Genomic DNA, 17,110 nt, shown 5'->3' on the forward strand with positions numbered 1-17,110 from the left:
TGTAAATTCCATTTTCCTGTTTATTTGGTTTGTAATTCTTTAATATATTGAATGATTTGCCAGCGTTCTTCCGGGTCAAGTTGAGAGGCGTGTGAGCCCATTAATCCTTTTCCATAGGTTATAGAAAAGAACATTTTTCCTTCGGAAAGCTCTTTCAGTTGATTATTAAAGGATGGGATTGGGGGAAATAAATCCAATTTTACGATTTGTCCTTTTCCATCGCCTGTGGCTCCATGACAATGACTGCAGAATGCTATAAACAAGACTTTCCCCTTTTCTTTGTTCATGTTGCTTTCAGGAAGTGGACTTTTTAGTTCTAATCCCGCTCGTTCATATTCAGCTGGATCGTTTTTGTAGTTAAATGGAACTTGATTTTGCGCTATTGACCCTGCCGGAGGTTTTCTTGCGCTTATACCATCTTTAAAAACTGAGGAAGCAGAATATGGTTTATAGCTCTGAGAGCGATACATGTCGGGCATATATTCATAACCCGGACTTTGATTTGACCTTGTACATGAACTCATTCCAAATGTTGCAATAGAGGCAAACATCAACATCTTGAATAAATTAGATGTCCTTATTTTAATATGCTTCGCGGATTTCATAAGCACCATTTTTGTTTAATATGTGATGAATGTTGTTAATCCCTTCAGGGGATTCATTGGTCTCAATTTCAATGGCGAACTTATCATTCGTAGTTTCAGGAAAAGGATTTTTCCGTTTAAAACCAGGAACGAGTTTACTTCGAAGTAGAAAAATAATTACCATACCATGTGCTGCGCAGAAAACGGTTAATTCGAAAATTACAGGAATGAAACTTGGAGAGTTTTCGGCAAAAGAAAAATTTGGTTTTCCTCCAATGTTTACGGGCCAATCCAAAATCAGCATGTAATAGGTCATCCAGATAGCTAGGGCCAATCCGGTTACACCGCAGAGAAAAGAAACTATGCCTAACCTAGATTCTTTTAATCCTAATGCATGATCAAGCCCATGAATCGGAAATGGGGCGTAAACTTCCTTTATTCTTATGTCTTTTGAACGCAATTCTTTAATGCTATGAAGTAGTTCTTCCTCATCATTAAACATTCCGTATATCGTTTTTTGTATCATAATCAATGCGTTTTTTGTGGGTCACGGTGTTGTTGAGCAGTGCTTTTGACAATTGATTTTAATTCGCTTTGAGCGATTACCGGAAAAATCCTTGTAAACAAAAGGAAGCAGGTAAAGAAAATTCCAATTGTTCCCACATATATTCCGATATCAACCCATGTTGGAAAAAACATGCTCCAGCTAGAAGGCAAATAATCTCGATGAATGGAGGTTACAATAATGACAAACCTTTCAAACCACATTCCAATGTTTACAACAATAGCTAGAATAAATGTTGCAGTTAAACTGGTTCTGATTTTTTTGAACCAAAAGAGTTGCGGAGAAATTACATTACAGGTCATCATTGACCAATATGCCCATGCGTAAGGACCTGAAAATCGATTAATAAATGCATAGCTTTCATATTCAACTCCTGAATACCAGGAAATGAAAAGCTCTGTAAGATAGGCTACACCAACTATTGAACCTGTTACGATAATAATGATGTTCATTAGTTCTATATGTTGAATGGTGATATAGTTTTCCAGATGTAGAACCTTCCGCATGATTAGCAACAAAGTCAATACCATTGCAAACCCAGAGAAAACGGCCCCGGAAACAAAGTATGGGGGAAATATGGTTGTGTGCCACCCTGGAATAACAGAGGTTGCAAAGTCCATGGATACAATAGTGTGTACAGAAAATACAAGGGGTGTAGCTAAGCCGGCAAGCACCAATGAAACCATTTCAAAACGCTGCCATTCTTTAGATGTACCTCCCCAACCGAAACTTAATACTCCATATATCCATTTGCGAAATGGCGTTATGGCTCTGTCTCGTATGGTTGCAAAATCAGGTATTAAGCCAATGTACCAAAAAACCAACGATACGGTTAAGTAGGTTGAAATTGCAAATACATCCCATAACAGAGGAGAATTGAAGTTTACCCACAATGAACCAAATTGATTCTTTAAAGGAAATACAAAATACATCAGCCAAGGTCTCCCCATATGAATTACAGGAAATAGAGCAGCACAAATCACAGCAAAAATGGTCATTGCCTCAGCAGATCGATTTATCGACATCCGCCACCTCTGTCTAAATAAAAGAAGTACTGCTGAAATCAATGTTCCTGCATGGCCAATACCTACCCACCAAACGAAATTGGTAATATCCCAAGCCCAGCCAATTGTTTTGTTTATACCCCATACTCCTATGCCTTTTCCTATGGTATAGGCAATACACCCTACGCCCCAAAGAGCGATGGTGAGGGCGATGAGGAAAACGGTCCACCACATTCGACCGGCTTTTCCTTCAACTGATTTGCAGACATCCTCTGTGATGTCTTTGTAATCCTTGTTTCCTAGGATTAGTGGTTCACGTAGAACGGAATCGTGACTCTTCATTGTCAAATGATTTTATGCTTCATTAGAATTTTTATTCCGAATTTTTGTCATGTAGAATACGTTTGGTTTTACACCAACTTCCTCCAATAATCGATAACTCCTTGGATTGTTTTTGTGCAGTGTAATCATGCTACCTTTAAGGTTGATGTCTCCAATAGTAATTGCCTTGGTAGGGCAGGATTGTGCGCATGCGGTTGTTACTTCCCCGTCGCCCATAGGGAGTCTGTTCATTTTGGATTTTAATTTAGTCTCTTGAATTCGTTGTACACATAGGCTACATTTTTCCATTACACCTCTGGTTCTTACTACCACGTCTGGATTTAATACTAGTTTTCCGATGGGGTTATTCATATTAAAATCAAACTCGGAATTGTCGGGGTAATTAAACCAATTGAAGCGACGAACCTTGTATGGGCAGTTATTTGCGCAATATCTTGTGCCTACACAACGGTTGTAAGTCATTTGGTTCAATCCGTCGGTACTGTGACTTGTTGCGATAACCGGACAAACCGTTTCGCAAGGTGCGTGATTACAGTGTTGACACATTACAGGTTGAAAAACAACAGATGGATTTTCTGAAGGGATCTCCAGGTTATCGTAATCGCCTGATTTAGCATCCGAAGAGTAGTAACGGTCGATGCGGATCCAATGCATCTCTCGTCCCCTTCTCACTTCATCTTTTCCAACCACAGCAACATTGTTTTCCGCTTGACAGCTAATTACACAGTTTCCGCATCCAATGCATGAAGAGAGATCGATTGAAAGATTCCAAAATTGCCCAACCTCTTCGTATTTATTCCAGAGATCCAGTTCATCAGTTTTTTTATTTTCCTGATGATGTCCTTCCTTTAGAGGGATTGTAATGTCGGGGTTTCCTGCTTTCGGATTTTTTTTGAATTCTACAAGTGTTGCTTCTTTCACAATTTGCCTTCCCATCATGGTGTGATGAGTTTGAGTTGTGGCTAAATGATATTTTCCAACACTTCCTCCAATTTGAATCCCCCGATATTCATAACTTAAATAATCCACTGCATTCATGACGGTGTAGACATTGCTTCCAATGTTATCTCCGGTTTTTCCACAGTTTTTCCTACCGTAGCCTAATGCAATTCCAATGCTACCGTATGCTTGACCGGGGAGTGATAATACCGGGAGGGTAATTTTTTCCCCGTTAATTGTAATTTCAACTAAGTCCGCCTTTTCCTCCTGTCCTTGATAAATATTAAAGCCCCTTTCTACCATTTGTTTTGGCGACATTGTGATGTAGTTGTCCCAGGTGGCTTTTGTTACCGGATCAGGTAATTCCTGTAGCCAAGGATTATTTGCTTGACGACCTGATCCAATTCCGGCTTTTTGATAAAAGACGATCTCCGTAGCTCCTTCTGTGACTGATTTTGAAAGCAAATTGAATGCGTCATTTGGAAGATTTTTCGGTTCCAATAGCGGATGCAAGGAAGTTTCTGTATTTGGTTGAATTGAATCAGCATCAACTGGGATTACAGGAATGTCATTTAATTCGCAGTAACCTGTGTGTAAGGTTTTTGTCCAAAAATTTTCAAAATCCAAGGTTTCTGATTGTAACTGGAAAAGTTCTGTTTGCCAATATTCTCTGATGTAATCATAAAAGGTAATGTCTTTCTTTAGCCATTTTAGGATACTCTCTTGGCCCTGTCTAGTATTGAAAATCGGATGGATAACCGGTTGGGAAACGCCATAGTAACCCTTAATGGGTTCAACGTCAGACCAAGATTCCAAATAATGATGATCTGTTGCTAATACATTACAAAGAAGTGCAGTTTCATCTAAACGATCTGAAATGGATATTGAAAAGGGTGTTTTTGCCAAACCTTCTTCAAAACCTAAAGATTTTGGTAACGAATAAACAGGATTACAATTCCAAATGATTACGCATCCAACTTTTTCATTTTTCATATCTTCAACCAGTTGAATCAATTTTTTGTCATCTGATTGTTTCAAAAGGCAAGGCTTTTGATTTTCAATTGTTGTTCCGTAATTTCCTAGAAATTCATTGATTTTTAGAATCAAAATTTGCTGATTTATGTCGTTGGAACCCGAAACTACAATCGATTTACCTTTTTGATTCCATAATTTTTCAGCGATTTCCTTTATGTCTTTACTGAACTGTTCTTCTTTTAGAATTTCGGTTTGAACTCCGGATCTTGAAGCGATATTCTGGTATAATCCAGCTATAAACCTGTCGATTTCTGAAGGCTTAAGTGCAATTCTTTTGTCCGCATTTGATCCTGTTAAACTAAGCACTGATTCAATTTGAATATGCTCATTCATTCCATTTTCTGATTCCGGTTTTCTTCCTTCTGCATATTGTGATGCAAACTGAACAGGAGAAATCCAGTTTAAAAGAAAGTCAGCATTAAAACTTACAATGGTTTTGGCAAGGTCAAAGCGAAAATTAGGAAGATTTGATTCTTGTCTGAGTAATTTATGCGCATCTAAAAGTCCTGAATATGAAATGGCATCATACGTAATCACTTCAGTTGATGGATAACTGGTTTTGAATTCCTGCAATAATTTTTTTGTACTTGGACTTATTATTGTGGGGGTAAGAATTCGAATGGAAGACGCTGATGACAATGCAGAAATAACTTCGTTGTCGAGCGTTTCCCAATCTGTATCATTTGCATTTATGACAGGTTCTTTTTGGCGATGGCTATCGTAGAGAGAAAGTAAAGATGCTTGAACTCTAGCATGGGTGCCTCCTCTGGTAATTTTTGCTGAAGGATTCCCTTCAATTTTTATTGGACGACCTTCGCGGCATTTTACCAAAATTTCACAGAAGTCATCTCCATCATAATAATTTGTGGCATAATAATTTGCCACACCTGGTGTTACTTCCTCTGGTTTAACAAGGTAGGGTATCGATTTCTGTATAGGGGCTTCACAAGAGGCCAAACTAACTGCAGCAACAGAAAATCCAAGGAATTTGAGAAAGTCCCTTCTTGTTGTTTGCGATTTTTCAAGTCCACTGTTTTCTAAGAACTCTCCAACAGGAAGTTCTTCAGGGAATTCACGCTCCTTGTTTTTAAGAAAGGATGGAGTGTTGTTTAAGTCTTCAATACCCTTCCAGTATTTTTTATTTTCTTCCATGATTTAACCAATTAATAGTGACACTTGGAGCAGTCGAGACCACCCATTAGTTCAACTGTGATTTTTTTTCCGGGATACTTGCCACTTAATCCTTTGTGAAGATTTTCGTAGTACGGATTGGTTTTCATTCCCGGAACTTCTGTTTCACGGTGGCAATTAATACACCATGCCATTGTTAATGGGGCATATTGAAATACTGTGTCCATTTTCTGAACTTCCCCATGGCATTTGGAGCAATCAACATTTCCTGCAACAACATGTTGCGCATGGTTGAAATAGGAAAGATCTGGAAGATTGTGAACCCTTACCCATTCAATTGGTTTTGGATTCGGACCATACTCACCGGTTTGAGGATCGTAGTCCATTGCCTTATAAATTTTTGCAATTTCCTCTGTTCCGGTTCTCGTTCCTTTTTTTACGTATTTATGACAATTCATACATACATTTCCGGATGGAATTCCTGCCACTTTTCCTTTAAAAGCTGATGCATGGCAATACCTGCAAGAGATTTGATTTTGACCGGCATGAACCGAATGTGAAAATGCAATGGGTTGAATTGGTTGATATCCTTGCGATACACCTACCATGAATGCTGCGTCCCAACATGTTTTCATCCCAAATAGCAAAACGAAGAGTCCCCCAAATATGAACCATTTACGATGACGACCTGCAAATGATTTAAACTGTAATTCTTGATCTTCGTATGCTTTCGTTAATGAAGGTTTATCCTGTACACGTCGAAATTTGTTCCATAAAAACAGAATTATCCCCAGCAAAATAAAGGCAATGAAGATCAATAATAAGATTCCGTTTCCTGTATTCTTTTTTTTTGGTGTAGTAGGGGATACTACTGATGCTTCAGGGGTTGTTGATTCTTCTGCTTTGGCTAGTTTTTCAAGATATCCAATTAATGCATCCATTTCCGCATCCGAAATATTTTGATCCGGCATTACTAATCCGTTGTATTCATCAAATATTTTCTTGGCATCGGCATCTCCGCTATTGATAAGTTCAGTAGAACTCTTGATCCATTTTTTTAGCCATTCTTTTGTACGCTTGGTAGTAACATCCTTCAATCCCGGGCCAACAGTTTTGTCTGTTCCTTCCGAGTGACATGCTTTGCAATATTGTTTAAAAATTGCTGCACCATCAGGTTGTGCATTTAGTTGAATGGAGCTAAACACCAAAACCAAGGAGTAAATTACTCCTTGGTATGTTTTGAGCATCCTCATTCGCAGGGTGTTTTTGGATCCTCCCATGAGTTGTAGTTTATTAGTTATTTCTTGATGGTTTACCTGGGGAAGGCTCTGTGGTGGTTCGAATTTTTTTTCGATCCCAATTCCAAATAACCTGTTGATAGCTTCTCCAAGCGTATTGGATTGGATATACCAAGAAGTGAATGAAGCGTGTAAAAGGAACGAGTGCAATAATCAGGAAGGCTCCAATAACATGGAAATATAGCGACATACTGTTAGTACATGCGTTTACCATTGCGTCTGTTTGAGGATCAAACAAGAAGATAGATTTCAAATAAGGAGATACAATTGATGCAAACCATGAGGAACCCCAACGGCTGAAATATGCTACAAACAAGCCTGTAATCAATTGGGTTAAAAGCAAACCGAATACCACCATGTCCATTTTGCTAGTCACAATTTGAACCCTCCTGGTAGTTAATCGGCGGTAAATTAGCATGCTTAGACCAAAAAGTGCACACAACCCAAATGCAAAGGAGGACACTTCAAGAATTAGAAGCCTCATCGGACTACCATTCCAGGCAAGAATTGTTCGAGGAAACAGGAAAGCAATAAGGTGTCCGAAAAACAGAAATAAAATTCCCCAGTGAAATGGTTGGCTACCCCAAAATAATTTTTTTCCTTCTAAAAATTGAGAAGAAATAGATGATACTGTATACCCGCGGCTGCGGTACCTGTAAATTGTGCCTACAATAAATAACGCAAGGGCTGCGTAGGGAAGGGCAATAAAGATGAATCGGTCGAACATGGTCAGTCAAGTTTATGATTCGTAAATAGGTTCATTTCTTCCACTTTTTCCTGATGGTCATTCTGTGGAGTATTTGTTCTTTTTTGGAAAAAGGATTTGTTTTTATCGAAGTCTTCTTGAAGTGAGGATTTATGATCAGCAATTTCTTTCTTGAAGTCGGCTTCAAGCACAGCCTTTAATGCATGCAACGTATTTACATATACATTGCCGTGGTTCAAATCTTCTGTAATAATTGCCTTGTGGAGTTTCCGCAATACTTTGAGTTTTAGTTCAATTTTCGAACTTGCAAATTCCCCAATCATTTTTTCGACTCCCGGAGCCAGCATCCTAGCTACAAGTTCGCGGACAAATATTGTTGGACCAGATTTTGCAATCAGTGTAAGTATGTTACTGATGTTGTCTGATAAATCTGTTCCACAATCATTTCCGGCCTTTTGTTGTTCCTCCTGCATGTGGAGTAAGAATGCACCTCTTTTGTAGTCTTCACCAAAGATTACATAGCCTAAATCCAGATAACATATGGGTTGTACATCAAATGTTTTTGTGAACAATTCTTCAAGCTCATCATCCTGAGCGGCGGCGACGTAATCGGAAAACGCTTTCATTTCCGCTGCCGCTTCAGGATAATAAGTTTCCAACAACAAATTGCATTCATTCAAGGTTGTCCGGAAATTTTTATCCGGATACCTGAACACGTCTGCCAGTAATTGATAGGTATGAATGTTTTTCATGGCTTAGCTTATAAACCGCGTGCGGGACGTTGACGGAATCCAAAGCCAGTTTCACCTTTGTAATCCGCTGTGTTTTCGAGCATTTCGATTGATTCTTCGCGATGTGCGGCCGGAATTACAAAACGCTCATCAAATGATGCCAAGGCAGTGAGTCGGAAAATAGCGTCTGCGGTTTCTCCATCCATATTTACTTCTTTCATAGCAGCACCAATTTCTTCTTTACTCAAATCACCTACGGTTTCACCGCGACGATGCAAACGCACGGCCATAAGTCGTTTCATTACTTCAACTACTTTTCCTGTGTTCCCAGCTGAGAAAAGTGAAGCCAAGTATTTTATTGGCAATCGACTTTGTTCAATTCCACCCCAAAGTGATTGTGTTGTAGAATCGTAAACACCATCTGCGACCTGGGCCATTCCAGGTAACAATGCCGGTACATAAAACAGGTTCGGTAATGTTCTGAATTCAGGATGGAGCGGTAGTGCAAGTTTCCAAACTTTAAGGAACTTATACACCGGAGATTTTTGTGCAGCCTCAATTGTAGAATCTGCAACCCCATTTGCTTTGGCAGCCTTAATGACTTCCGGATCGAAAGGGTCAAGGTAAATTTCTAATTGACGATCTACTAACTCCTTGTCGTCAGCTCCGGCAATTTTTTCAATTCTGGAAGCATCATATAAAAGAACTCCCAGGTAGCGAATTCGACCAACACACGAGTGGAAACAAGCCGGAGCTTGACCTGATTCTAAACGTGGATAACACAATACACATTTTTCAGATTTTCCAGTATTCCAGTTGTAGTAACTCTTTTTGTATGGGCATGCGGTAACACACATCCTCCAGGCGCGACAGCGATCTTGATTGATAAGAACAACACCGTCTTCACCTCTTTTGTAGAGTGCGCCTGAGGGACATGATGCAACACAAGCAGGGTTTAAGCAGTGATTGCAAATACGTGGTAAATAATGAAAAGTCATTCTTTCCAGTTGAAACATGGCTTCTCGTTCGGCAGGAGAAAGATCTTTTAGGTTGACATCCTGTCTTCCGTAATCGGGTGAACCTCCTAAATCATCATCCCAATTTGGACCTGATTTTACATCAATTGTTTCCCCTGTAACCAAAGAAACAGGACGTGCGGTTGGTTGGTCATTTCCTTCAGGAGCGTTAAATAAATCCTGATATTTATATGTCCAGGGTTCATAATAATCGTCTAACACCGGCATGTGGGGATTATGAAAAATGTTTTTCAATCCACGCAAGCGTCCCGCGCCTTTCAGTGAAACGGAGTCTCCGTTTTTTTCCCATCCACCTTTATATATTTCTTGGTCTTCCCATTTGGTTGGATAGCCTGTTCCCGGCTTGGTTTCTACATTGTTCCACCACATATATTCAGCACCTTTTCTGTCGGTCCAAATATTTTTACAGGCAATAGAACATGTGTGACACCCGATACATTTGTCGAGGTGAAACACCATTGCTACTTGAGATCTTACATCCATGATTTCTTGTATTTAAAATTAGAATACTACTTTTTCCATTTTTCTCACAAGTACGTGAGTGTCTCGGTTTACGCCTACCGGACCCCAATAATTGAAGTGGTAAGAGAATTGTGCATAACCACCTGTCATTAGATTAGGCTTAAGGTGCACGCGAGTGAAGCTGTTGTGGCCACCTGCCCTCCTGTTTCCTCGAACTTGAGATTTTGGAACCGAATAGGTTCTTTCTGGAGAGTGGTAAACAATACAAACACCTTTTGGAATCCTTGCGCTGACACATGCTCGTGTGCAATACACCCCATGGTCATTATAAACTTCAACCCAGTCGTTGTCGTTTACACCAATTTCCCTTGCGTCTTCTTCGCTCATCCAGCATGGTTCCATACCTCGAGAGAGTGTTAACATGCGCAATGTGTCGCCATAAGTTGAGTGGATGTGCCATTTACCATGTGGTGTTAATACATTAAGAATTTTAGCTTTTCCATCGTTTACAGTTTTACGTAGGTCACCATACACTTCAGGAGTTGGTGAAGGCTTATAGGTTGGAAGGTGTTCACCAAAAGCGATGTATCCATCATGATCGAGGTAAAAATGTTGTCTTCCTGTAAGTGTCCTCCAAGGCACCAACTTCTCAACATTGTAAGTGTAGGCAGCGTATGCTCTGCCATTATTCATCAATCCCGACCAAAGTGGAGAAGTGTTATATCGACGAGGTTGTGCTTGCAAGTCTTTATAATCAATTAAGACGTCTTCACTTCCTGCCCCAAGATCAGCTAGAGGCATACCGGTTTTTTTCTCCATGTTTTTGTATGCCCTCATATTTAATTTCCCATTTGTGAGGGTTGAAAGTCGGAGCACTGCATTGATAGCTTCAACATCTTCTTTCAAGGATGGATAGTCCTTGCCTTTAAAAGATTGCACATGCCTCTTGTCTTTTGCCATTTCCAAGTAAACGTCATCTGCCATATAGCTTACACCATGAGCACCAATTGCATTTTTCTCGATGTTGGCACCTAGGCTGATGTATTTGTGATAGATTTCAGTGTAGTTTCTTTCTACAATGGCAATTTTATGCATGGTCTTTCCGGGAATGGCATCACATTCTCCCTTGTACCAATCCAGCATTCTGGGTTGGGAGATTTCATCTATGGAATCGTGAGAAAGCGGGGTATTTACAATATCCTTAACAGTATCAGGCATAAATGATTTTGCCATTTCGCTTACCGTTTTGGCAATTGTTTGAAAAATTTGCCAGTCACTCTTTGCTTCCCAAACTGGTGGAACTGCTGCAGATAATGGATGAATAAAGGAGTGCATGTCTGTTGAGTTGATGTCGGCTTTTTCATACCATGATGCAGTTGGAAGCACTATGTCAGAGTAAAGTGCAGAAGTGTCCATTCTGAAATTAATGTCGACGATTAGGTCCATTTTCCCTTTTGGAGCTTCTCGCCACAAAATTTCGTGTACATGTTTTTCCGCGACTTCATCCGCAATTTTATTTGTGTGTGTGCCCAGATAGTGGTCAAGCATATATTCATGGCCTTTGGCGCTCGACATCAATGCATTTCCTCTCCAAATAAACCAGTTGCGTGGGAAATTGATAGGATTGTCTGGATCCGCTACCGAATAGTTGAGTTTTTTAGCTTTAATTTTTTCAACTACATAATTTCTTATTTCATCATCGGTTTTTGCACCCGATGCAAGAGCCTCTGCTGACAAATCAAGATTGTTCTGATCATATTGAGGATAAAATGGCATCCATCCATTTCGCACTGCAACCACAGTCCAATCGGCAGAATGCATTTGAGAATATTTATTGTCTAGCGGTACTGAGTTGTATTCAACCTGGTTGTTATCATATCGCCACTGGTCTGAATTTATGTAGTGCCAAATCGGACCTTGTTGTAGGCGATTTGCACCTTGCCAGTCTTTTCCAGACATAATGGTAGACCATGAATCCATTGGTGCAAGTTTTTCTTGTCCTACGTAGTGGTTCATGCCACCTCCGTTTACACCATTACAGCCGGTGAGCATTTGTGCCATAATAGAAGCTCGGTACATCAAGTTTCCGTGAAACCAATGGTTGATGGCGGCTCCAACAATGACCATGCACTTTCCGTTGGTTATTTCAGCGGTATTTGCCCATTCATGCGCAAACTTTATGACTGTTTTTCTTCCAACACCTGTAAAGACTTCTTGCCAAGCCGGAGTATATGCTTGCTTATCATCATCGTAGTTTGATGGATATTCACCAGGTAATCCCCGCGCAACACCATATTGACTCATAATAAGATCATAGATGGTAACTGCAGCAATTTTTCCGTTTAGCGTGTCGATGTATCTTACCGGAACACCACGTTTTGCAGTTTTATTTAAACCATATTCTACAAATTCAACCATTTTTACTTCATCATGTTTGTCGATGAAGGTTAATTCAGGATCGAATGTAGTTCCGTCAATCTCATCCTCGAATTTCAGATTCCATTTACCCGGGGTTTTATCCCAGCGATGGCCAATAGTACCTATAGGTAAGACTAGTTTTCCGGTGTTTTTATCAACAGCAAGAAATTTCCAGTCGCCATTTTCAACGTTTTGGTATTTTGAAACTCGATTTGCTCTTACTACACGGCCAGGGCGAAGAACGTCGCCATGTTGTTCCAATTCCACCAGAAATGGAGAATCAGTGTATTTCTTGATGTAATCAATGAAGTAGGGAACCTGACGATCGGCATGATATTCTTTTAGAATTACATGAGTAACTGCCATCCAGAATGCACCATCCGAACCGGCGTGACATGGAATCCATTGGTCAGCATGTTTTGCTACCATGCTGAAGTCTGGCGACATAACCACTGTTTTCGTTCCGTTGTGTTTTGATTCGGAGAAAAAGTGAATATCAGGTGTTCTTGTCATACCAAGATTTGCTCCCATCGAAACACAGAATTTTGCGTTGTACCAGTCGGCGCTTTCGCAAACGTCTGTTTGTTCTCCCCATATTTCTGGATATGCATTTGGTAAATCGCAATACCAGTCGTAAAAACTCAAATTAACTCCTCCCATTAATTGGAGGTAGCGAGCACCTGCAGCATAACTCATTTGCGACATTGCGGGAATCGGAGAAAATCCTATGATTCTATCAGGTCCGTATTTTTTTACAGTGTATAAATTTGCAGCTGCAATGAGTTCTAAAACTTCATCCCATTTGGTCCGTCTAAATCCTCCCTTTCCGCGTGCCCACTGATAGCGCTTTCTCTTTTCAGGGTCGTTTTGCAAATTCTCCCAAGCCTTGATAGGGTCGCCGCCCGTTTTTTCTTTTTCTTTTCTGAATAGATCAAGAAGTGTCCCTCGAATCAGTGGGTATTTCACGCGAATTGGACTATAGAGGTACCATGAGTAGGAAATACCGCGTTGACAACCCCTAGGTTCGTAAGGAGGAAGTGAACTTTCCAGTAATGGATAGTCCAAAGCCTGTGTTTCCCAAACTACAATTCCGTCTTTTACGTGGATGTTCCAGGAACAACCACCTGTACAGTTTACTCCATGTGTGCTGCGTACTACTTTGTCGTACTGCCAGCGATTTCTATAGAATTCCTCCCATTTACGTGTTTTCGGGGAGATGATATCTTCAATCCAGCTCATAACATTAAGTTTTAGATGGTTTAATTACTTGCTTTAGTTTGACGGTCGTATATTTCTTGTTTGACCATTTTGTTTTTCTTGTTGAACCACACCAGTGCAATGATGACAATCAAGACCAGGAAAATTGAAAATCCTCCTACTAACAGTGGGTCACCTTCTGCCGGATTGGTGTATAGGTCGGCTGCATCTACATTACCTAAGAATGCAGTTAAATAACTTATTTCCTCCTCGGTAAGCGGTTTGTCTTTATAGGCTTGGCCCATTGCGGGAAAAGGTGGTGCGGATAATATGGCTTTTATTCCCGGCTCTCCACCAAGTCTTGAATATGCTTTTGTAAGATCCTTTGCCAAAGTTCCTCCTGAAATCATATTTGGAGTACTTACATGATGACAAGTAATACAAGATGCACCTCCATTTTGAAGACGAATTGAGCCGTCGAAAATGAGTCTCCCGTTTTCGGCCAAATTTACAGATGCCAAAGGTTCTTTTCTTTTGGGTGCTTCAGTAACAACAGGCTCTTCTGTGGTGTTTTCGGGTTTTACTTCTTTTGGAGCAGGTTCTCCTTTGCTGGCAATAAAAGTTAATATGGATTTGATTTGCGCATCAGACAAAGCTTGATCTGGCATTACCATTTTGTTGAATTCATTAAAAATGGCATTGGCATAAGCATCTCCTGACTTAACAACTGTTTGAGAACTTTTGATGAATTTAAGTAGCCAATCTTCCTTTCTTTTTGTGGTTACCCCTTGCAAGTCTGGTCCAACAAGTTTTCCGTCTCCAACCGTGTGGCAGGCAGCGCAATTGGTTTTAAAAATTTCTTCGCCACTTTGCGAATGCGCTGTTTGAAATTGAAGAAATGCTCCTCCAATCAGTAGTACTTTAATGCCTTTTCGGGTTCCGTTTCCGAAAATCCAGGGCCATTCGGCTGGGTTTATTTTGATTTTCATAACGCTTTAATTTCTTGTTACAAATATTTAATGGATGGGGCTTTTAAAAAATGAGCCATAACATAAAAAACATTGATGGCAATCATAAAAATAGTACTAATTGAACTGTAAAATGCCTAATATTATTGAGATTTATTGCGCTATTTATAACTCTTCTTAATAAGTAAATAAATATGACAGTAATCATATTTTGAAAAAACACCCAATAGAATTTTTCCTCAGAATCGAGGAATGAATAATTAAAAATGCAACGTCAATCATGTTTCTTAATTCGTATTGGTAAACCGTTGGAGAGGATTGCCCGAAGTAGGCTTTAAATTCATGATTGATTAGTTCTATTTTTTTTAGCGCGGTTCGCAATCCTTCCTCCGAACGGATAGCCCCCGACATACGATCCATAATGTGTTTTAATTCATTTCTAAGATTTTCTATAATGGGTGAAAATTTTTTATGAATCCTAGCATTTGAGTTTGGAAGTTTTACTGAGTATACTCGTGGAGGAAAACCCTGAGAAGAAATGAAATCGGCGCATTTTTTGGCAAAAACCTGTGCTTCAGGTAAAGAGTTTGATGCTAATCGATTTGCGCCATGTAAACCGGTATATGCGCATTCACCTAATGCAAATAGATTTTTTATATTACTTTGCCCATCTGTTGTAGTTTCAATGCCCCCACAACAATAATGGGCTGCCGGTGCAATAGGTATAAGATCATAGATCGGATCTAAATTTCTTTCCTGACAGTTTTTAAGAAAGCCTGAAAATCGTCGCGCTAACTCGTTTTTATCGAGATGTCTGCAATCAAGGAAAACAAATTCCTCACTTGTTTTAAGAAGTTCAGCTTGAATAGCAATTGAAATTACATCTCTGGAAGCAAGTTCACCTCTGACATCAGTTTCAAATAGAAATCTTTTTCCTTTGGCGTTTACAAGATATGCACCGTAACCCCGAAGTGCTTCAGTAATTAAGAAGGTATTGAGGTGGTTGGGGCTATAAAATACGGTTGGGTGAAATTGTATAAATTCCATTCCTTTTATTACTGCGCCTGCTCTATGTGCCATTGCAATAGTGTCTCCAGTAGCAACTATGGGATTGGTGGTGCGGGAATAGACTTGACCGACTCCCCCGCCTGCTAAAATGGTATAGGCAGAATAAACCGGAATTTTTTGTTCAGTCTCGTTATCCAGAAAAATTAATCCGAGACAACTTTTTTTGTCTCCTGAAAGAATTAAATCTATTACAAAGCAATTTTCTAAAAGTGTGATATTCGGGAAATCTAGCGTTTTTCGGATTAAAGATTTGATAATTGCTTCTCCGGTTTTGTCTCCGGAATGTACAATTCTATTCCTACTATGCGCTCCTTCTAAGCCAAGGTGGTATTTCCCATTATCTTCACGGTCGAATTCTACTCCCCACTTTTCTAAGTCACTTAATGCATAGGTTGATTGCTCAGAAACGAACTCAACTACTTTTTTATCATTTAAAAAAGCTCCAGAATTTAGTGTGTCTGTGATATGAAATTCAATATTGTCATTTTCCCCTATGGGAATGGCAAGTCCTCCTTGTGCCAAAAAAGAGTTCGATTCTTTATAGTTGGATTTATTCAGAATGAGAATTCTTTTCCCGGAATTTTTTTCAGCCAAATACAAAGCGGCACTTAATCCTGCTATTCCTGATCCTACTATTACGACATCTGTGGCCAGCATAATTCATGAATGTTGTAACATAAGATTAAGAGGAATTCTTGCTTTTCGAATGAGTTCATCGGGTACATCCACCTGATGTGTTTCATTTTGCAAGCAATTCAGGATTTTTGGTAGGGTAATCAATTTCATGTAAGCACATTCGGAACATGCGCAAGTGTTATTTTCCCGAATGGGGGCAGGAATAAATGTTTTATTTGGACAAGCTCTTCGCATTTCGTCCAGAATACCTGCTTCTGTAGCGATTATGAAAGAACTTTCTTCAGCTGTTTTGATGTAATCTAAAAGCGCAGATGTTGAACCAATAAAGCTTGATATGCGTAAAATGTATGGTGGTGCTTCAGGGTGCGCAATCAGAGGAGTTCCAGGAAAATCCGACAGAATTTTCATTAGTTTTTCCATAGAAAATGCGTCATGTACAATGCATGTACCGTTCCATAGCCACATATCCATTTCTGCAACATTATTTACGTATTGTCCAAGATTAGCATCAGGAACAAATAAAATTTTCTCATTAGGCGAAAACAATTTGGCAATTTTTACCGCATTTGAAGAGGTGCAAATGATATCACTTTCTGCTTTTACTTCAGCAGAACAATTTATATAAGATATGATTTTGAAGTCCGGATTTTTCGAGCGGAATTTTCTGAGATCTTCTGCGCAAATCGAATCAGCCAGAGAGCACCCGGCGAGTGGATCAGGAATCATGACTTTTGCCGTAGGATTTAAAATTTTCACCATTTCAGCCATGAAATATACCCCTGCCATCACGATTTTATCGCACTTCAATTTCTTAGCCTGTTGTGCAAGAAATAGACTGTCCCCAATGTAATCGGCAATTTCTTTGATTTCGGCAGTTTGGTAATAATGAGCAAGTACAATTACTTGCTTCTCTTTTTTTAGCGCAATGATTTCCTTTTTTAAGGTATTGGCTTCCATGTTTGTTTTTTGCAAGAATAGGTACAGTATCA

At 39.6% G+C, this 17,110-nt stretch carries 12 protein-coding genes; all 12 read right to left on the reverse strand.

Going from position 1 to position 17,110, the window contains the following annotated elements; all coding sequences use genetic code 11:
* Window positions 1-20: 20 nt before the first annotated feature.
* Entirely contained in the window at window positions 21-605 is a 585-nt protein-coding gene (locus tag K1X56_03400; GenBank protein ID MBX7093743.1) for a c-type cytochrome, read from the reverse strand.
* A complete protein-coding gene (locus tag K1X56_03405) occupies window positions 583-1,110 on the reverse strand; it encodes a DUF3341 domain-containing protein (protein ID MBX7093744.1) in 528 nt (175 codons plus the stop codon). Before K1X56_03405 ends, K1X56_03400 begins: the two co-directional genes overlap by 23 nt.
* Before the next feature lie 2 nt (window positions 1,111-1,112).
* Window positions 1,113-2,495 (reverse strand): polysulfide reductase NrfD, encoded by a 1,383-nt coding sequence (gene nrfD, locus K1X56_03410; protein ID MBX7093745.1) that lies wholly within the window; start codon window positions 2,493-2,495, stop codon window positions 1,113-1,115.
* 12 nt (window positions 2,496-2,507) lie between these two features.
* Window positions 2,508-5,621 carry a TAT-variant-translocated molybdopterin oxidoreductase gene (locus K1X56_03415; protein MBX7093746.1) on the reverse strand — a complete coding sequence of 1,038 codons (3,114 nt, stop codon included), beginning with the start codon at window positions 5,619-5,621 and terminating at the stop codon, window positions 2,508-2,510.
* A gap of 11 nt (window positions 5,622-5,632) precedes the next feature.
* Complete coding sequence (locus tag K1X56_03420; protein MBX7093747.1) at window positions 5,633-6,853, reverse strand: c-type cytochrome; 1,221 nt, start codon at window positions 6,851-6,853, stop codon at window positions 5,633-5,635.
* 40 nt (window positions 6,854-6,893) lie between these two features.
* Window positions 6,894-7,625: a respiratory nitrate reductase subunit gamma gene (gene narI / locus K1X56_03425; GenBank protein ID MBX7093748.1), complete on the reverse strand. Its 732-nt coding sequence runs from the start codon at window positions 7,623-7,625 to the stop codon at window positions 6,894-6,896.
* A 2-nt stretch (window positions 7,626-7,627) separates the two neighbouring features.
* Window positions 7,628-8,263 carry a hypothetical protein gene (locus tag K1X56_03430; protein MBX7093749.1) on the reverse strand — a complete coding sequence of 212 codons (636 nt, stop codon included), beginning with the start codon at window positions 8,261-8,263 and terminating at the stop codon, window positions 7,628-7,630.
* A gap of 101 nt (window positions 8,264-8,364) precedes the next feature.
* Window positions 8,365-9,855, reverse strand: coding sequence for a nitrate reductase subunit beta (gene narH / locus K1X56_03435; GenBank protein MBX7093750.1), 1,491 nt, complete (start codon window positions 9,853-9,855; stop codon window positions 8,365-8,367).
* 18 nt (window positions 9,856-9,873) lie between these two features.
* A complete protein-coding gene (locus K1X56_03440; protein ID MBX7093751.1) occupies window positions 9,874-13,491 on the reverse strand; it encodes a nitrate reductase subunit alpha in 3,618 nt (1,205 codons plus the stop codon).
* 20 nt (window positions 13,492-13,511) lie between these two features.
* Window positions 13,512-14,438: a cytochrome c gene (locus K1X56_03445; protein ID MBX7093752.1), complete on the reverse strand. Its 927-nt coding sequence runs from the start codon at window positions 14,436-14,438 to the stop codon at window positions 13,512-13,514.
* A gap of 183 nt (window positions 14,439-14,621) precedes the next feature.
* Window positions 14,622-16,142: an L-aspartate oxidase gene (gene nadB / locus K1X56_03450; GenBank protein MBX7093753.1), complete on the reverse strand. Its 1,521-nt coding sequence runs from the start codon at window positions 16,140-16,142 to the stop codon at window positions 14,622-14,624.
* A 3-nt stretch (window positions 16,143-16,145) separates the two neighbouring features.
* Window positions 16,146-17,078: a quinolinate synthase NadA gene (gene nadA / locus K1X56_03455; protein MBX7093754.1), complete on the reverse strand. Its 933-nt coding sequence runs from the start codon at window positions 17,076-17,078 to the stop codon at window positions 16,146-16,148.
* Between the last annotated feature and the right edge of the window lie 32 nt (window positions 17,079-17,110).

Source organism: Flavobacteriales bacterium, from assembly GCA_019694795.1.
Classification (GTDB): domain Bacteria; phylum Bacteroidota; class Bacteroidia; order Flavobacteriales_D; family UBA2798; genus UBA2798.